A 16,008-nucleotide genomic window follows, 5' to 3' on the forward strand; every position below is an offset into this window, starting at 1 on the left:
CTACTCTCGATTCCAGCGCTCCGCGCGGTCGGCCAACAGCCTCGAGATTCCCTTCCCCGGCCCGCCCTCGATCGGCCAGCCGCGGGTGCGCCACGCCGGCGGCTCGGGCTCGAAATCGTCGCAGCCACTCCCACAGACCAGCGAGGACTGGTGTCGACCTTTGGCCGCACACCACGGCAACAGGGCGCGTCCCGCTCGACGCAGCTCGAAGTACCGACAGTCGGGCCGCATCGTCCGGTCGTAGTTGCGCCATCCCCGACCGTAGGCCCGCTCGGCGAGTTCGAGCCGCCGGGGGTGTCTGTCGTCGGCCTCCTCGACCGCCGAGAGCCGCGTCGGATACCACTCGACCGCGGCGCTGGCGACGTCGACACCGCCCTCGAAATCGGTCGTCAGAATCCCGGCCTCGACCGGCAGCGACTCCAGCAGGGCGGGCTCGACCCGTCGACCCGTCCGTTCGGTGGCAACCCACACCTCGTCAGCGAGGCCGGCCTCGACGTCGTGCTGTAGCTGATCGGCCAACTGCCGGGCAGCGCTGGCGTCGAGATCCGGCTTGTTCTCGACGGCGATCAGTCGGTCGACCCAGTCGGGAAACGGCGCGATTCGCCTGATCTGTATTCTATTGCCGTCCCGCCGCGTGTCGACGATTCCGCGGTCGTCGGCGCGGTGGATCGCCTCCCGGACGTAGCGCCACGGGTAGCCGGGCTCCGGAAGCACGTCGCGGTAAAACGTCCACTCCGCGGGGGCGTGGCGGACGATATGCAGAAGGTCGGAATCGAGTTCGCGGTCGCCGAACTGCCGGCGGGCCGCCAGCGCCTCCGAGGTGGTTTCGACGACGACGGTATCCCAGCGTCGCTGTTTGGTGCCGAGTTGGCGGGCGATGAGGAAGGCCGGCGTCTCACCGTCGGGTGGCCACCCGAGTTCGGCCCACCGACAGACCTGTAGTTCGTAGACGAACTCCGAGCGACCGGTCGACACGGCCTACACGTACTCGCCGTCCTCGTCTTTCAGGTCTTCGAGGTACTCGTGGGCCGCTTCGAGGATCTCCCGGGGACCGTCCTGCGTAATGGTGTTGAGCGCCTGCTCGTAGTCGCGCCACTGGAGATCGCGATGCTCCTTGGAGAGTTCGGCACTCGCCTCGAAGGAGTGGGCGATAAACAGGTGGACCGTCTTGTGGATGGTCTTCCCGTTGGCCTGAAACACGTAGTCGTAATCCTCGCGGAAGCCGTTGATGAGCCTGAACTCCTCGATGCCGGCCTCCTCGGTTACTTCTCGAATCGCGGTTTGCTGGAGCTCTTCGCTTCCCTCGACCCCGCCCTTGGGGAACTCCCAGTCCCCCGGTCGGCTTTTGAGGAGCAAATACTCCCGTCGGCCGCGGGTGTCGCGGAAGAGGATCGCCCCAGCACTGGTCGCCTCTACCGTCATTAGCATCGGGTATGCGAGCCCGTGTTAAGAGGGTGTCGGAGGCTGTACTAGTCGACGGCCGTGAGTACCACGGTGCCTCCGGATCCCTGTGGCGATCCGCGACCATGACGGCGGCCGTAGGCAGTCACTACTCGGCAGTAGTCGGCTGCGACCCGACAGTAGCCGGCCACTACCCCGGGCTATTGGCGGTCGACCCTGCGTGAGAGCGACTCCCACGCCAGCCAGCGGTAGATGCGTTTTTAGTGTTCGCGGTCCCAGTCGGTTGTAGTCATCATGGCGTTCGTCACGAAACTCACCTTTCAGTCGGGCGACCGGGCCGTACTCGAAGACACCGTCACCGACCTCAAGGAGATGGTCGAGCGCAAGGGTGCCGAGTGTAAGGGGCCCCACACCTCGCCGGCCGAACGGATCCGCGTCCCGCAGTACCGCACCCTCCAGCCGGGGTCGACCTTCGAGGGCTGGGATTACACCGTCTACGAGCGTCGCCTCGACATCCACGGCGCGGATCACATCGCCCGCGAGATCGGCCACCGAGAGTTCCACGATTCGATCCACGTCGAGATCGAGGTCGAACGGAAGAAACCGCTCGGCCACAACCAGAACTAACCGGACGAGCGCCGACCGCAGTCAGCAGGCCTTTATTTTCGCTCCCCGCGTCGACGCGGTATGCACGATCCAGCAGTCCATCCCGACGACGACCTCCGGGCCCTCCGCCGTGATCTCCACCGCCACCCCGAGCCCGCGTGGTGTGAGTTCTACACCACTGCCCGACTGATCGAGGAACTCCGGGCCCGCGAGGTCGACATCCAGTACGGCCCCGCGATCCACGCTGCCGACCAGCGACTCAACGTCCCCGAGGCGTCGGTCCGAAACGAGTGGCTCGACCGCGCCCGCGAGGCCGGAGCCGACGCGGAGACGTTGGAGGAGATCGGCGAGAGCTTCACCGGCGCGGTCGCGGTCGCCGAACGCGGGCCGGGGCCGACGATCGCACTGCGGGTCGACATCGACGCCCTGCCCATCACCGAATCCGAGGGCGACGACCACCAGCCAGTCAGCGAGGGGTTCCGCTCCGAGAACGAGGGCTACATGCACGCCTGCGGCCACGACGCCCACGCGACCATCGGGCTGGGCGTTCTCGATGCCGTCCTCGATAGCGACTTTGCGGGCACGTTCAAACTGATCTTTCAGCCCAGCGAGGAACAGATCTCCGGCGGCAAGCCGATGGCCGAGTCCGGGATCCTCGACGACGTCGACTACCTACTGGCTCTCCACATCGGCCTCGATCACCCTTCCGGACAGGTCGTCGCCGGCATCGACGACTTCCTCGCCGTCACACAGTTCCGCGTCGACTTCGTAGGCAAGTCGGCCCACGCCGGGGGCCGCCCCGAGTCGGGGGCGAACGCGGTGCAGGCGATGGCGGCGGCGGTCCAGAACCTCCATGCGATCCCCCGCAACTCCGACGGCGCGACCCGGATCAACACCGGGCTCGTCGGCGGTGGGACGGCCAACAACATCGTCCCCGAACACGCCTTCATCGACGGCGAGGTTCGCGGCGAGACGACCGAGTTGATGGCCTACATGTGGGACCACGCCCAGCGCGTCATCGACTCGGCGGCCGAGATGCACGACTGCGAGGCCGACATCCAGATGCTCGGCGAGGCCCCAAGCGCCGAAAGCGACCAGCGGTTGGTCGACATCGTCGGCGCGGTCGCCCGCGAGACGCCGGGCGTCGAAAGCGTCCTCGACCGCGACAGCCTCGGCGGCAGCGAGGACGCCACCTACCTGATGCAGCACGTCCAGAACCACGGGGGGCTGGCGGCCTACGTCGGCGTCGGCACCGACCACCCCGGCGGCCACCACACCCCGACGTTCGACGTCGACGAACGCGACATCGCGGTCGGGATCGACGTGCTGTCGGCGTCGATCCGCGAGATCGCGGCGAGCGATCCAAACAGGTAACGAGACAGTCGATCGATCCGACCGGTACGAACAGGGAAGCGTGGTCGGCCCGAAGGGCAACCGAATGTCCTCCATGGAGCGTCTGGAGTCGGCCGACTGGCTCACCCTGTCGGCCGACGAACGAATCGAGTGGACCGGTCGACCCTCGCTGTTCACCATCGCGCCACAGTTGGGCCTCGCGGTCGCGGTCGGCGTCGGCGGCGCGCTCGTCGTTGGGGCGGTCGGCGCGGCCGTCGATGGGCCGCTGCCGGCGGTCATCCGGCTGCTGCCGCTACTCGGCGCGAGCGTGTTGCTGGCGGTCGTCCTGCTGCGGTGGTACCGGGTCCGGTACGTGATCACCACCACGCAGGTCTACATCAAGCGAGGGTTCCTCTCGCTGGACGTCGACCGGATCCGGATCGCCCGCATCCAGAACACGCAACTCTCCCAGTCGCTGGTCGAGCGGCTGCTGGGCTACGGCGACGTGACCGCCTACACCGCGGGCAGCGACACGCTGAACATCGAGTTTCGGGCCGTCCCTACCCCCGCGCGGGTCGACGAGACGCTGTCGCGGCTGTTGAGCCGCCCGGAAAACGAGCCCACGGGAGTCCTCTAGGGGGGCTGCCGGGGACACACCTTTTTGCGCTGGCCGGTTGTACTGTGTGTATGAAACTCATTGTCGTTGGCTACGGTCGCGTCGGCTCCCGCACCGCCCGCGTGCTCGCCGAAGAGGGGTACGAGGTCGTCGTGGTCGACAACGACCCCCTCAAGGCCGAACGTGCCAGAAAACAGGGGCTAACGGTCGTCGAAGGCGACGGGACCGACGAGGCGGTGCTCCGGGAGGCCGGCATCGAAACTGCCGACGCTGTCGGCGGGATCACCGGCGACGTCGAGAGCAACCACACCATCTGCCAAATCGGCAACGAGTACGGCTGCCGGACGGTGATGCGGATCAGCGAGGACGTCCCCGCCGAACGCTACGAGACCTACCGTGCCGACAGCGACGAGGTGATCTACCCCCAGCGGCTCGGCGCAGCCGGGGCCAAAACCGCCCTGCTGGGCGGAAGCCTCAACGCCATCGGCGACCTGACCGAACAGCTCCAGTTGACGGTCGTCACCGCCGACGACGATGCCCCCGTGGTCGGCAGCCGGATCTCCGAGATCGAACTGCCGGAGACGGCCCGGCTCTACGCCCACGGGGCCGACGATGAACCGATGACGATCCCGCTGCCGACAACTACGGTCGCGGCCGGCGACCGACTGGCGCTCGTGGTCGACCCCGAAGCCGTCGACGAGGTCCGCTCGCGACTGCTCGGCGAGCAATGAGTTGGGCCGACTGCTTTGCGGCCGTCCCCGACGTCAGCGTCGACGAAATCCGCGAGGCGCTCGCGGCCCGCCGTGCAGCCGGCGACGCCGGAAGCGACGCCGACGAGGGGGCCGTTCGTGAGCCGGCCGAACCGAGTCCGACGCGGATCGTCGCCGACGCGGACGTGCTGGCGGCCGACGTCTGTCTCGACGGCGAGGCGAGAGGCGCACTCGAACCGGTCTACCGCCACTCGTGGACGACACTCGTCGCCAGCGACCCCCTGATCGAGGACGCCGCGGCGGTCATCGAGTCGGTCGCCGACCGGTCGCTGGCGGCCGACTGGCGCGACTGCATCGACGACTGGCGCGAGCCGGTCGACCAGCCGGCCGGCGATCACCCGGCAGTAGCCTCGGCCTACCGAGGTGGGGCGATGCATCTGCTGTCGTTCGACGAGGAGCTGACGGCCTCGGGAACGGGGGTGGCGCTCCACGAGCGGTTCCCGGTCAGCATCCGCCAGCCGGACGCCTTCACGCTGCTGTTCGACCCCGAGAGCCTGTATGCGTCCGAACGCACCGACGCGTATCCCGGTCCGGACCGCGGGCCGCGGGGCTCGACGTAGCTGTACCACCCAAACGGCCGTTTGACCCTTGCGAGGCTCTTTTAAATCGAACGTCGTACTGACAGTATGCGCCGACGAACGCTGCTGGCGGCGATCCCTGCGGGGGCGGTTTCGGTTGCAGGCTGTCTGTCGACCGGCTCCGAGGGAGCCGATTCCGAGTCGGCCGACGGCGACGACCGTCGCTACGAGGAGTGTAATCGCGAGATCGTCCCGTACGACATGTTGCCCGACCCGATTCGGACGGAGGTCGACGCGGCCCGCGAGGACGGGTACGAAGCCGCCCGCATCTATCTGGCCGAGGCGATGGACATCGAGGGGTCGTACGTCTCGGTCGACGGCACCTACTACGACCCGTCGGTGACCGAGACGGACGACCGCAAGCGGCTGACACTCCGGGCGGTCGAACCCAAAGCGCTTCCGACGGAGCGGCCCGTCTACGTCGAACAACTCCGCGACGGCGAACGAACCATCACCGTCTCGCTCACCGCCGAAGACGGGACGACCCTCATCGATGCGACGCGGGACCTCCACCCCGGCGGCGAGGTCGAGTTCGGTACGGTTCGACGTGTCGGGAGCCACGACCTCAGGGTCACAGTCGGCGACGAAGCCGAGGCCGAACTCTCCGAGTCGGTCACGATCAACGAGTCGCGGTTCGATATCCGCGTCGTTATCGAGGACACGGAGAGCTACGTGACCGGAGCTGTCGCTGATATCGGTCGCTGTCAGTTCGACGAGTAGGCCGCGAGACGGCTGCGTCGACCTAGAGGCCGACGTTCAGTGCGTAGGGCCACGGGACGCTGGCGGCGACGAGGAAGGCGACGGCGGCGCCCGTCCCGTAGACGTTTTTGAGGAACTGGGTTAGCTCGGTCTGGACGTCCTCCTCTACGGCCCAGAAATCGTGCATCGTGACGCCAGAGGCCAGCAGGAAGACGGCGAGCGCGCCCGCGCCGATCGTGGGGTAGATCCCGGCGACAACCGAGAGCCCGCCGAAGACCAGCAGCCCGCCGCTCAGTAGCACCGAGGCCCGTGGGGCTGGCAGCCCTTTGAACTCGGCGTAGCCCGCCATCGAGTCGGTGTCGGTGAAGTGGTTCAGACCGGTAAAAGCGAGGACGCCGCCGAACAGCAGCCGCGCGAGCAAAAACAGTTCGCCCGCGCCTGCAGCGTCCAACATCAGGCACTCACCGCCGAAAATGTCGTGTTTACGATGCGATTCTGCCCGGTTGTAGTACGATAGTACATCGTGCGTCGACCGTTAGGCAGCCACTAATATATCGTTTCCCGGACATAAATGCCACCAGCTTACCCTTGTGTCACCGACTCAGAGGCGAAAAACCGTGGAAGATTACTGTCGGTCGTGCCACTCGGCGAACGACGCCAACGCGCGGCCGCGATGGGAAAGTTCGTTTTTTGCCTCGGAGCTACGTTCGGCGAACGTCGACCCGTCGTGTTCGAAGATAGGGTCGTAGCCGAAGCCGCCGTCGCCCCGCGGTGCGACGATCGTCCCCGCGACGTCGCCGACAAACAGCCGCACCGGGAGCTCGCCGTCATCGACTCGCCCTGGCCCCGTCGGGTCGTCGACAGCGCCACCGTCGCAGTAGGCCATCACACACCGGAAGGCAGCGCTCCGGTCCTCGACAGTTTGGGCGAGTTCCCAGACGGTCTCGACGCCGAGGGTGTCCTCGACGTACGCGGAGTAAGGGCCCGGAAAGCCGTCGAAGGCGTCCAGAAACAGTCCCGAATCGTCGACGACGACCGGTTCGCCGACCTCACGGTAGGCCTCGCGGGCCCCTGCGGCGGCGATCGGCTCCAACGAAGCGTGCTGGATCTCGGTGTAGTCGTAGTCGTAGTCGGTGATCGTTTCGTCGCCGAGATACTGGCGGGCCTCCCGGAGTTTGCCGGGATTGGTCGTCACGTAGTGGAGCATACGCGTCGGTTCGACCGGCGGGCCAAAGCGCCGTCGGTTCGGCGACCCGACGCGCGTCTCGCGGCTCAGTCGTCGACGATGACCTCGACGGGCTCGTCGGCCTCGGAGACGTCCTCGGCGTCGTCTTCGGAGCCCGAAGAACGCTCCTGGTAGTAGAGTCCGCCGGCGACCAGCAGGACGACCAGCGACCGCCAGTTGGCGAGGTTCAGCGTGTAGCCGACGCCGAACGGTTTCTTCACGAGCATCCCCTTGCCGGGCTGCCAGTAGGCCGACAGCATGCGGCCGATCGAGGGCCGCTCGAAGTTGTACGGAATGCCGAAGATCTGACCGGTGTCGGATTTGTCTGCCATACTACCCCTAACAGGCTTTGGCGTAATGAAAATTCGCCTTCTCAGGCCGGCGGCTCGTTGTCGACCGCGTCCGTCTCGTCGCTCGTCCCGTCGCCCGCGTCGTCGACCCCGCCTGCCTCGGCTTCCCCGCCCTCGCTATCGGTCGGCCCGTCTTCGGCGTCGACCCCCTCGTCGTGGCTCCGACGTTCGATCTCGCCGGTCTTCGAGAGCACGCCCGCCTCGCGGTCGTACGCGACCCCGGTGAGGTTGTAGGCGGCGACTTCGAGGAGGTCGGGGGAAAGCTGGTTGGCGTCGACCTGTCCCCGGTCGTCGAGAACGGTCCGGAGGCGGTCTTCGAGCGCGGCGAAGCCGTCGACCGCCGCCGCCCGCCGCTCGGCGGTGTCGGCGGCCTCGGCCACCGCCGTCGCCCGGTCGGCCCACGTCTCCGCGAGGGTATCGATCCCCTCGGCGGTCGGCAGCGTCGTCACCGAGGCGTCCTTGAGGATCGCCGGCGGCTCGTCGAACGCCGGCGGGACCGCGACCTCGCTGGCGTCGATCCGGCGGCTGTGCTCGCTGGCCGCCGTGACCGCCGTCGACAGCGCGTCGGTCGACAGCTTCGAGAGCCACTCCCGGAGGGCCCCGACGTCGGGCTCGGTGTAGATGGGATCGAGACTCGACAGCGCCATCTCCGCGGCCCCGAGCAGATCGGGGTAGGGCTCGCCAGCCACCTCGAGCACCGGGTGGTCGGCCGCCTCGCCGACGAACTCCCAGACGCCGACGAAGCCGGGATCACAGAACGTCCGCCGGAGCCGTCGGCTGACGGGAGCGACCTCCGGGGCCCGGTTGTCGGTCGTCTCGGGGACCGACAGCGGCGGCCGCTCGTCGACCGCCTCGGGGGAGGGGTCGTCGGCCAGCTTGGCGACCGCGACCTCCGCGTCCAGCAGTCGGCGGGCGAGTTCGCCGAGTCCGGCGGTCCCCGCGCGGTTGCCGAGAACGTTCAGCCGGTCGGCGACCCGCTCGTAGTGGTCCGCGGCGGCCTCGGGATTGCCCGCTTCGACCATCCCGTCGGCCGTCGAGAGATGCCGGCGGAGTCGGGCGACCGACCGGCCGATCTCGGCGTGCTGGTAACGGTCGTCGGCGAGATCGACCGGCGGTACCGTCGCGTCGATCCGGGTCCGAGTCTCCCGGAGCGTCCGCAGCGTCCGGATGATCGTCCGCCGGGCGTCGGTGTCGACGGTCGGCGGGGGCTGGGCGCCGTAGAGGTCTTCGACGGCGGCGATCACCACCGCCGCGGTGTCGTGACAGACGGCTTCGAGGGCGGTGGCGATCCGGTCGGCTTCGGCGGCGTAGGTCGACGCGTCGGCCTCGACCGTCCGGTCGCCGTCGGTCGTCGCCGGCTCGTCGTCGGGGGCCGCGCGCTCGGCGGTCGCAGTCTTGGCGGCGTCAGTGGCGACGTCGTAGGCCCGGCGGTAGGCCTCGATCGCCCCGACGTAGGCCGTCAGCGCGCGCTGGTAGTTGCCGTCTTCGAGCGCCCCGTCGCCGGCCTGCACCGAGTACCAGCCGTCGGCCGCCGCCGCCCGGATCGTCGACAGCGCGGTGTCGAACCCTTCGCTTTCCTCGCCGATGAGGCGTTCGAGCATCTGCTGGATGTACTGGTACTGGTCGAGGTCATCGGGGTCCTCGGGCGGCGGCTCCTCGGCCAGCAACTGGTCGAGCCGGGCCAGCAGCGGGGCCAGCGCGTCCAACAGTCCCTCGCCGGTCTCCCGCCGGCCGCGGACGATCGCTGCGGCGACCGACCCGATCGTCGGCGCGGCGAGTTCGAGGGCGGCGTCGACCCGCGAGCGGGCGGTCTCGGGATCGTCCTCGCGGCCCGCCTCCTCGGCGGCCGACAGCTGGAGGGCTGCCCCGGCGGTCAGCCCCTCGCGGACGACCGCGCCTTTGAACCGGCCCCAGAAGGCCTCCATCCGTCCGGTGAGTTCCGGTCCGCCGTCGGTCAGTGTTTCGAGCCGCTCGGCGGCCTCGATCACCAGCCCGTGGTCGGCCACCCGGTCGGCCGCGCGGTTGACAAGGTCGCTGGCGGCCGCCAGCGACCCCTCCTCGCCTGCGGCGGCTGCGGGCTCTTCCTCGCTTCGCGCTTCGTCGGCCGACTCCTCGGGGTCGCGCCGGGACCCCCCCTGTCGACGCTCCAACCATCCCCGGATCCGGCTGCCGAGCTGTGAGACCCGCTCGACGTACCGGTCGCGGAGCGCGACGAGCCGGTCGGCGTGGCCCGCCGCGAGCGTCGTGAGCCCGAGGCTGAGCAGCCCGCCGCCGGCGAGCCCGACCGGGAAGCCGGCCGGCCCCCCGTAGCCGAACAGCGCCACCGCCCGCGAGCCGAACGGGACCGTGATCGCCAGCAACGCGATCACCGTCGCCTCGACCCCGAACCGGGTGGCCACACTCATCGAGTCGTCGGCCGCTCGGGCCGACCCGGCCCGGAACAGCGCCGCGACTCGGCCGGACAGCGGGATGACAACGCCGGCGGCCAGCCCGGCGACCAACAGCGCCAGAAACAGCACCGCGTCGTCGACGATCAACAGCCCGACCCCGCCGCCGACGACGGCGAGGCCGAGGCCGCCGACGGCGGCGAACGAACCGAGTTCGTCGAGCGAGACCCCGCTCACCAGCAGCCACGTGGCGAGGATTCCGACGGCGTACCCCAGCGCCGCCGTCGAGATCGCCGGCAGCCACCGGGTGGCCACGACCGTGATCGAGACGGTCGAGACGATCACGCCCGTCGAAAGCGTGACGGCTGCGGTCGGCAGCCGGACCCCCGAGAGGCGGGTGGTGGCGGTGTAGAGCCCGCAGACGGCGACCCCCGCCAGCAGCCCGAGGGCGACGGTCGTGTAGGCGATCATCGTGATCCAGACCGCCGTCGCCGCCAGCCCGCCGATGACGACCCAGACGGCCCCTTCGATGCGCCCGGTCATACTAGAAGACGTCCGTACACCAGCCCCGGTAGACCGCGACCAGTAGCTTCCACTGGCCGCTGTCCGCGTTCGACTCGTTGCGGGTCACCACGGCGTACCGTCCCGGTTCGTCGACCTCGATGATCTCTTCGAGTCGGTCTACGTCCTGCCGCCGGAACACGGGTTCGTCGGCTCCGTCGAAGACACCGACCGCCGCCGCCGGGCCGTCGAGCCGGCGGAACTGGAGATAGAGCCGCTGGCCGGCCGCGACCTCGGCGTCGTAGACGCGCATCTCGCCGGCGGCGACGCGCTCGGTGCCGTCGAAGACGCTCCGACACTCGCCCCCGCCGACACAGCCGGCGAGGGCTGCGGTGCCGGCCGTAGCGGTAAGCAGCGAACGACGGGAGACTAAACGACGGCGCATACCGACTCACGACGGCCGACCGACTTAACCCTCCGACATCCAACAATCAGTTCTGATACTCGATCAGCGGTAGCGACCGCGGTCCTCGACGGCCGCCAGTCGGTCGACGACCGCCTCGTCGCCGGCCTCGCGGTAGCCCGCCAGCATCGCCCGTTCGAGCGGTGCCGGGTCGTCGGCGGTGGCCGCGAGGCTCTGCCGGAAGACGTGGAGGTCCATCGCGTGGTCCTCGACGTGGCCCGTGTGGAAGCCGAGACCGAAATCGATCAGCCACGTCCGGTCGCCGATCCTGACGTTTCGCGTGGTCGGATCGCCGTGGACGAATCCCGCGTCGTGGATCGCCGCAAGATGGCGGCCGACCGCCCGAACGGGCCCCGTCGAGAGGGCGGCCGCCAGATCGGTCTCGCCGACGTGTTCGAACCGGATCGTCGACTCGGCGGTGTCGACGTCCCACACCAGCGGTGTCGGCACGCCCGCCCGGCGGGCCTCGGCGGTGAGTCGGGCCTCGGCGGTCGTCCGCTCGGCCCGGAGCGTCTCGTCGAGTGCGGGGTGGCGGTAGGCCTTCGGCAGCCGACGCTTGCGGACGTACGTCGACGGCAGGCTCACGTCCTCTTCGCCGGGGTCGACCACGTCGACGACCGCCTCCGCGCCGCGTTGGGTGACCGTTCCCTGATCCAATCCACGCGCGACCGAGGGCTCGTCGTCTCGCCACGTCACCGGCACCTGATCGGGCCGGAAGTTGGGGTCGACCGTCGACTCCGCGATGGCGAGGGTATCACCGGCGGCGAACTGTTTGGCACCCAGCACGGCGATCATCCCGGCGTTGTCCCGGAGGAATCGCGGCTCGGGGGCGTGGAACGCCGCACCGCGGGACTCGCACATCGTATCGAGCATCTCCCGAAGCCGGGCGTTCTGCCCGACGCCGCCACCGAGGACGAGTTCGTCGGTGCCGGTGAGCGACAGCGCGCGCTCGGCGACTTCGGTCAGCATCGCGAAGACGTGTTCCTGCAACGAAAAACAGATATCGTCGATCGCCTCGCCGTCGTCCGCCGCCTGCTTGGCGGCGCTCATGATCCCGGAAAACGAGAAGTCCATCCCCTTGACGACGTACGGGAGGTCGATGAACTCTCCTTCGGCGGCCGCTTCCTCGACTTTCGGCCCGCCGGGGTGGCTCCAGCCGATGTGGCGGGTGAACTTGTCGATGGCGTTGCCGACGCCGGTGTCCATCGTCTCGCCCAGCACGCGGTACCGACCGTTGTGGAACCCCAGCAGGTGGGCGTTCGCGCCCGAGGCATTGAGGCAGACCGGCGACTCGAAGCCCGACTGGTGTCGACCGATCTCCAGATGGGCGACCATGTGGTTGACGCCGACGAGCGGGACATCCAGCGCTTGGGCGGCCGCCCGCGCGGCGGTGCCGACGGTCCGCAGACAGGGGCCGAGTCCCGGCCCCCGCGAGAAGGCGACGGCGTCGACGTCGTAAGGGGCACTGGCGCCCTCGGGGGCCGTCTCGGCGGCGTGGCGCAGGGCGCGGTCGACGACCTGCGGCAGGGCCTCGCCCATGTGTTCGGCGGCTTCACGCGGGTGAAGGCCGCCGCTGTCGGGCTGGTAGGGGTCGCTTTCGATAAAAACGGACTCCTCGGCATCGTCGTACACGGCCGCGCTGGCGGCCCACGCGGTGCCTTCGATGCCGAGAACGCGCATTCGGCCGGTTAGGCTTCCTCGACTTCGGCCTCGGGCTCGTCGATCTTGTTGCGGTCGAGCATGTGTTCCTGTTCGACCTCGCGGGCGAACTCGGGGGAGTCGTAGACCTTGGCGTAGCCGACCGTCTTGCGCATGCCGAAGGCCGTATCGAGTTCGTGAACCACGACCTCGTCGGAGTCCTTGTCGAGTTTGGCCGCGAGGCTGTCACGGACCGACAGCCGGGAGGGCGTGGTCTCGTCGTGAACCGTCTCGAACCGGATATCTGTGCGGTGCAGCATCGGATTGTCCTCCTCCGAAATGATGGTAACGTCCATGGTCAGTTGCTCATAACTCCACGGGAACGCTGTAAAAGGATTTCGAAGCCCCCGCTCGCCGGCAGGCGGACCCTCAGTCGACGATCGCCAGTGCGCTCGCGGTGTCGCCGTCGAAGCGGGAGAGCAACGACCGGGCCTCGTCGGTGGCCGCCGCGGTCACCGCGACGTGGACCATCCCGTCGCCGGGCTGCCCGTAGACGACGCTCGCCCCGCGGGGGGCGGCGACGATCGCCGGCAGCGTCGCCAGATCCTCCTCGCCGTCAACGACGAGTCGGATCGGCTCCGGGGAGTCGATCGCTGCGGCCAGCGCCGACAACAGCGCCCGCGAGAGCGTTCCCGGCGGGTTCTCGATTTCGCGGGTGGCGGCATCGGGATCGGCGAGGGTCGAGGCGGTGGTCTCGTCGACCACCTCGCGCTCGGTCTTCCCGTCGACCACCGCCACATCGGGCTGGCGGTCGGCCGCCAGCAGGTGGTGGGTGACGACATCGCCGACAGCGATAAGTGGCGGCTCGTCGGCAGGGGCGTCCGTCACGGCGGCATCCGCCGCGGCCGAGTCGACCGCTGCCAGCAGCTCGTCGGTGTCGGTGTAGACGGGCCCGAACGGCTCTTTAAAAGCATCGCGGAGCGAGTCGGGCAGCCGGAGCACGGCTATCGGACCTTGAGGGCGTAGCTGCCGGGCTCGGTGACGTTCATCTCGGTGGCGATCTCGCTTTCCTCGGGATGGGGGATGATGACGTACCCCGCCCAGTCCTCCGTGAGGCTCGAGGAGCCGCAGTTGACGCAGTTCTGGACGTCGGCGTCGTTGACGTAGTGGCACTCACGGCAGGCGAGCCGTGATTCGACCATTTAGCTCCCCTCCGAGGTGGCTTCCTGGCTCCGCTTTCGGCGGTCGCTCTCCAGCCAGTCGTGTTTGCCGAGGCCGGGCTGTTTGGCCGTCAGGCCGATCTTCGAGTCGCGGGGATTCCGCTCGTCGATACTTTTCGTGACGATTCGCACCCGAACGGGGTCGTCGACGCCGAGGGTCTGGTTCGATTCGGTCGAGGCCAGCTGCTGATTCTCGCCGTCATAGGCGAGGTATTCGTCCGAAATCTGGGAGACGTGGAGCAACCCGTCGACGGGGCCGATCCCGACGAACGCGCCGAACTCGACGACCTCGACGACCGTCCCGTCGACGACCTCCTGCATGTCGGGGTCGAAGGTGATCGCGTCGAACTCCGCTTCGTAGTAGACGCCGGGACGGTTGGGCAGCACCGTTCCCTCCCCGATGTCGTGTACCTCGGCGATACTGACGACACTGCCGACGTCTTCGTCCATCCGTCCTTCCAACTTGTCCTGCAGCAGGTGTTTGACCCGCTGTGGCGTCACGTCCGCCAACTGCTGTGGCGGCACTTCAACCGTGTCTTTGAGTCGTACCCGTTTGTACATGTTATGGTTCCGTTATCCCGAGTCTGTTTCGGCCCCGAAGGCCGACCACGCGCACGCCGCGGGACAGCAGGCGGTCGCGCAGGGGGCGGTCGTTCGTGACGACGGCCGCGAGGTCGCCGTCAACCGCGAGTTCGACCACCGCATCGTCCGCATACGATTCGTTCGTTTCGACTACACGACACCGATCCGCAAGATCTTTTCCCACGCTGGCAGCTTTCGCTGCCTCGCCGCTGCCGGCCGCCAGCGCATCGAGTTCGTCGACGACGGCCCGTGGCACGAGATATTCCGCCGCGCCGGCTCCGAACAGCCGGTCGAGCTCGTCGAACACTCGTACGCCGAGTTCGACCGGCATCATCAGCGCGTTCGTATCCATGCCAACAGCCGTCATCTTACTCCGTCAGCGTGCCGACGCCGATCAGCCGCCACCGCGCGCCGACACGGCGGTTGATAGCGATCTTGGCGCCTGCGGGCGCACAGACCGGCCGTTTGAGGTTGACCTCACACTCGCCGGTCCGCGCGCTCGTCACTGCCCCCACCGTGGTCGCGGTGCCGACAGTGAGCATCAGCGGCTCGCCGGTCGAGATCTCCTCGACCTCGTCGTTTTCGCCGACCACCCGATCGAGGAGGTCGACATCCATCTCGAAGGCCTCACGGGTCGGTGGCAGGCTGCCGGGCGTGCCGGCGACCTGCCCGCCGAGGGCATCACCCTTGGCGAGACTTGGGTCGAGGCCGGTGCCGACGCCGACGAGGCCGCCGGGGGTCACCGAGTCGACGCTCTCGCTGCCGGCCTGCAGCGACCGGATCGAGGTCTCGATCGACTGCCACTCGGTTTTGCCGCCCTCCTCGACCTCGCGGCCGGGACGGAGTTGGATCTCGTCGTCGACCTCGAACTCGCCGGCGACGAGACTCCCGCCGACGACGCCGCCGGAGAGGTTCTCCCACGTCGTGCCGGGGCGATTGATGTCGAAGCTCCGAGCGACGTACATCCGGGCGTCCTCGCCCGCCGTGCGCTCGGGCGTCGGGATCTCGTCTTCGATGGCCTCGATCAGGAGATCGAGGTTGACCTCCTGTTGGGCGCTGATCGGGACGATCGGGGCGTCCTCGGCGACCGTTCCCTCGACGAACTCCTGGATCTGTTCGTAGTTGTCGACCGCCCGGTCGCGGTCGACGAGGTCGACCTTGTTCTGGGCGATGACGATGTTCTCGATGCCGATGATATCTAGCGCCATCAGGTGCTCTTCGGTCTGCGACTGGGGGACGTCTTCAGTCGCACTCACGACGAGCACCGCGCCGTCCATCAGCGAGGCGCCCGACAGCATCGTTGCCATCAGCGTCTCGTGGCCGGGCGCGTCGACGAACGACACCGTCCGCAGCGGTTCGCTTTCGGTGCCGTCGGGACCGCTCTCTTCGACGGTATAACAGGCGGGCGCGTCGACGCCGGGTAGTTTGCGGAACGTGGTGTCCGCATACCCCAGCCGGATCGAGATCCCGCGTTTCATCTCCTCGCTATGCTGATCGGTCCACGACCCACTCAACGCCTGGACGAGCGTCGTCTTACCGTGGTCGACGTGGCCGACGAGTCCGATGTTCACCTCCGGTTGTGTTGTCTCTTGTGTCACCATTGACCTCCTGGAAGTAATCTTGTGAGAAATTCGCCCCGA

General features: G+C 68.4%; 20 protein-coding genes. 6 read left to right on the top strand and 14 right to left on the bottom strand.

The annotated features are described in order from the left end of the window. Window positions 1–975, bottom strand: coding sequence for a DUF5787 family protein (locus tag NKJ34_RS13685; RefSeq protein ID WP_253738876.1), 975 nt, complete (start codon window positions 973–975; stop codon window positions 1–3). A 3-nt stretch (window positions 976–978) separates the two neighbouring features. Further along, window positions 979–1,422, bottom strand: coding sequence for a bis(5'-nucleosyl)-tetraphosphatase (locus tag NKJ34_RS13690; RefSeq protein WP_253738877.1), 444 nt, complete (start codon window positions 1,420–1,422; stop codon window positions 979–981). 273 nt (window positions 1,423–1,695) lie between these two features. Here NKJ34_RS13690 and NKJ34_RS13695 point away from each other — a divergent pair, with 273 nt between their 5' ends. From NKJ34_RS13695 to NKJ34_RS13720, 6 genes are all read left to right on the top strand, one after another. Beyond that, on the top strand, window positions 1,696–2,028 hold the full coding sequence (locus NKJ34_RS13695; protein ID WP_253738878.1) for an uS10/mL48 family ribosomal protein: 333 nt from the start codon (window positions 1,696–1,698) through the stop codon (window positions 2,026–2,028). 60 nt (window positions 2,029–2,088) lie between these two features. Continuing rightward, entirely contained in the window at window positions 2,089–3,381 is a 1,293-nt protein-coding gene (locus NKJ34_RS13700) for an amidohydrolase (RefSeq protein ID WP_253738879.1), read from the top strand. Window positions 3,382–3,454: 73 nt separating this feature from the next. Beyond that, window positions 3,455–3,976, top strand: a complete 522-nt coding sequence (locus tag NKJ34_RS13705; RefSeq protein WP_253738880.1) for a PH domain-containing protein — start codon at window positions 3,455–3,457, stop codon at window positions 3,974–3,976. A gap of 50 nt (window positions 3,977–4,026) precedes the next feature. Beyond that, on the top strand, window positions 4,027–4,686 hold the full coding sequence (locus NKJ34_RS13710; RefSeq protein WP_253738881.1) for a potassium channel family protein: 660 nt from the start codon (window positions 4,027–4,029) through the stop codon (window positions 4,684–4,686). Then, complete coding sequence (locus tag NKJ34_RS13715) at window positions 4,683–5,285, top strand: DUF7384 family protein (RefSeq protein WP_253738882.1); 603 nt, start codon at window positions 4,683–4,685, stop codon at window positions 5,283–5,285. Before NKJ34_RS13710 ends, NKJ34_RS13715 begins: the two co-directional genes overlap by 4 nt. A 66-nt stretch (window positions 5,286–5,351) precedes the next feature. Next, on the top strand, window positions 5,352–6,023 hold the full coding sequence (locus NKJ34_RS13720) for an Ig-like domain-containing protein (RefSeq protein WP_253738883.1): 672 nt from the start codon (window positions 5,352–5,354) through the stop codon (window positions 6,021–6,023). Between the two features lie 22 nt (window positions 6,024–6,045). On the opposite strand, the gene NKJ34_RS13725 is transcribed toward NKJ34_RS13720, so the two are convergent. The 12 genes from NKJ34_RS13725 to NKJ34_RS13780 form a co-directional block, all read right to left on the bottom strand. Then, complete coding sequence (locus tag NKJ34_RS13725) at window positions 6,046–6,456, bottom strand: DoxX family protein (protein WP_253738884.1); 411 nt, start codon at window positions 6,454–6,456, stop codon at window positions 6,046–6,048. 171 nt (window positions 6,457–6,627) lie between these two features. Beyond that, window positions 6,628–7,209, bottom strand: a complete 582-nt coding sequence (gene rdgB / locus NKJ34_RS13730; protein ID WP_253738885.1) for an RdgB/HAM1 family non-canonical purine NTP pyrophosphatase — start codon at window positions 7,207–7,209, stop codon at window positions 6,628–6,630. A 65-nt stretch (window positions 7,210–7,274) separates the two neighbouring features. Next, window positions 7,275–7,559: a DUF5808 domain-containing protein gene (locus NKJ34_RS13735; protein ID WP_253738886.1), complete on the bottom strand. Its 285-nt coding sequence runs from the start codon at window positions 7,557–7,559 to the stop codon at window positions 7,275–7,277. A 41-nt stretch (window positions 7,560–7,600) separates the two neighbouring features. Beyond that, entirely contained in the window at window positions 7,601–10,507 is a 2,907-nt protein-coding gene (locus NKJ34_RS13740; RefSeq protein WP_253738887.1) for a hypothetical protein, read from the bottom strand. A 1-nt stretch (window position 10,508) separates the two neighbouring features. Then, window positions 10,509–10,910, bottom strand: coding sequence for a hypothetical protein (locus NKJ34_RS13745; RefSeq protein ID WP_253738888.1), 402 nt, complete (start codon window positions 10,908–10,910; stop codon window positions 10,509–10,511). 63 nt (window positions 10,911–10,973) lie between these two features. Next, window positions 10,974–12,608, bottom strand: coding sequence for a bifunctional N(6)-L-threonylcarbamoyladenine synthase/serine/threonine protein kinase (locus NKJ34_RS13750; protein ID WP_253738889.1), 1,635 nt, complete (start codon window positions 12,606–12,608; stop codon window positions 10,974–10,976). An 8-nt stretch (window positions 12,609–12,616) separates the two neighbouring features. Continuing rightward, window positions 12,617–12,922: a 30S ribosomal protein S24e gene (locus tag NKJ34_RS13755; RefSeq protein ID WP_253738890.1), complete on the bottom strand. Its 306-nt coding sequence runs from the start codon at window positions 12,920–12,922 to the stop codon at window positions 12,617–12,619. Window positions 12,923–12,995: 73 nt separating this feature from the next. Then, window positions 12,996–13,568, bottom strand: coding sequence for a GTP-dependent dephospho-CoA kinase family protein (locus NKJ34_RS13760; RefSeq protein ID WP_253738891.1), 573 nt, complete (start codon window positions 13,566–13,568; stop codon window positions 12,996–12,998). 2 nt (window positions 13,569–13,570) lie between these two features. Next, window positions 13,571–13,768: a transcription elongation factor subunit Spt4 gene (gene spt4 / locus NKJ34_RS13765; protein WP_253738892.1), complete on the bottom strand. Its 198-nt coding sequence runs from the start codon at window positions 13,766–13,768 to the stop codon at window positions 13,571–13,573. After that, window positions 13,769–14,347 carry a DNA-directed RNA polymerase gene (locus NKJ34_RS13770; RefSeq protein ID WP_253738893.1) on the bottom strand — a complete coding sequence of 193 codons (579 nt, stop codon included), beginning with the start codon at window positions 14,345–14,347 and terminating at the stop codon, window positions 13,769–13,771. Window position 14,348: 1 nt separating this feature from the next. Then, a complete protein-coding gene (locus tag NKJ34_RS13775; RefSeq protein WP_253738954.1) occupies window positions 14,349–14,720 on the bottom strand; it encodes a PIN domain-containing protein in 372 nt (123 codons plus the stop codon). A 16-nt stretch (window positions 14,721–14,736) separates the two neighbouring features. Beyond that, window positions 14,737–15,969 (bottom strand): translation initiation factor IF-2 subunit gamma, encoded by a 1,233-nt coding sequence (locus NKJ34_RS13780; RefSeq protein WP_253738894.1) that lies wholly within the window; start codon window positions 15,967–15,969, stop codon window positions 14,737–14,739. Window positions 15,970–16,008 lie beyond the last annotated feature (39 nt).

The sequence above is a fragment of the Halohasta salina genome (assembly GCF_024178165.1).
GTDB lineage: Archaea > Halobacteriota > Halobacteria > Halobacteriales > Haloferacaceae > Halohasta > Halohasta salina.

Excerpts from the sequence above, each read along its gene's own strand:
- NKJ34_RS13725 (WP_253738884.1), bottom strand. The coding sequence starts at position 6,456 with ATGTTGGACGCTGCAGGCGCGGGCGAACTGTTTTTGCTCGCGCGGCTG.
- rdgB (WP_253738885.1), bottom strand. The coding sequence starts at position 7,209 with ATGCTCCACTACGTGACGACCAATCCCGGCAAACTCCGGGAGGCCCGC.
- NKJ34_RS13705 (WP_253738880.1), top strand. The coding sequence starts at position 3,455 with ATGGAGCGTCTGGAGTCGGCCGACTGGCTCACCCTGTCGGCCGACGAA.
- NKJ34_RS13750 (WP_253738889.1), bottom strand. The coding sequence starts at position 12,608 with ATGCGCGTTCTCGGCATCGAAGGCACCGCGTGGGCCGCCAGCGCGGCC.
- NKJ34_RS13710 (WP_253738881.1), top strand. The coding sequence starts at position 4,027 with ATGAAACTCATTGTCGTTGGCTACGGTCGCGTCGGCTCCCGCACCGCC.
- NKJ34_RS13700 (WP_253738879.1), top strand. The coding sequence starts at position 2,089 with ATGCACGATCCAGCAGTCCATCCCGACGACGACCTCCGGGCCCTCCGC.
- spt4 (WP_253738892.1), bottom strand. The coding sequence starts at position 13,768 with ATGGTCGAATCACGGCTCGCCTGCCGTGAGTGCCACTACGTCAACGAC.
- NKJ34_RS13720 (WP_253738883.1), top strand. The coding sequence starts at position 5,352 with ATGCGCCGACGAACGCTGCTGGCGGCGATCCCTGCGGGGGCGGTTTCG.
- NKJ34_RS13775 (WP_253738954.1), bottom strand. The coding sequence starts at position 14,720 with ATGGATACGAACGCGCTGATGATGCCGGTCGAACTCGGCGTACGAGTG.
- NKJ34_RS13695 (WP_253738878.1), top strand. The coding sequence starts at position 1,696 with ATGGCGTTCGTCACGAAACTCACCTTTCAGTCGGGCGACCGGGCCGTA.
- NKJ34_RS13690 (WP_253738877.1), bottom strand. The coding sequence starts at position 1,422 with ATGACGGTAGAGGCGACCAGTGCTGGGGCGATCCTCTTCCGCGACACC.
- NKJ34_RS13735 (WP_253738886.1), bottom strand. The coding sequence starts at position 7,559 with ATGGCAGACAAATCCGACACCGGTCAGATCTTCGGCATTCCGTACAAC.
- NKJ34_RS13780 (WP_253738894.1), bottom strand. The coding sequence starts at position 15,969 with ATGGTGACACAAGAGACAACACAACCGGAGGTGAACATCGGACTCGTC.
- NKJ34_RS13715 (WP_253738882.1), top strand. The coding sequence starts at position 4,683 with ATGAGTTGGGCCGACTGCTTTGCGGCCGTCCCCGACGTCAGCGTCGAC.
- NKJ34_RS13740 (WP_253738887.1), bottom strand. The coding sequence starts at position 10,507 with ATGACCGGGCGCATCGAAGGGGCCGTCTGGGTCGTCATCGGCGGGCTG.
- NKJ34_RS13745 (WP_253738888.1), bottom strand. The coding sequence starts at position 10,910 with ATGCGCCGTCGTTTAGTCTCCCGTCGTTCGCTGCTTACCGCTACGGCC.
- NKJ34_RS13755 (WP_253738890.1), bottom strand. The coding sequence starts at position 12,922 with ATGGACGTTACCATCATTTCGGAGGAGGACAATCCGATGCTGCACCGC.
- NKJ34_RS13770 (WP_253738893.1), bottom strand. The coding sequence starts at position 14,347 with ATGTACAAACGGGTACGACTCAAAGACACGGTTGAAGTGCCGCCACAG.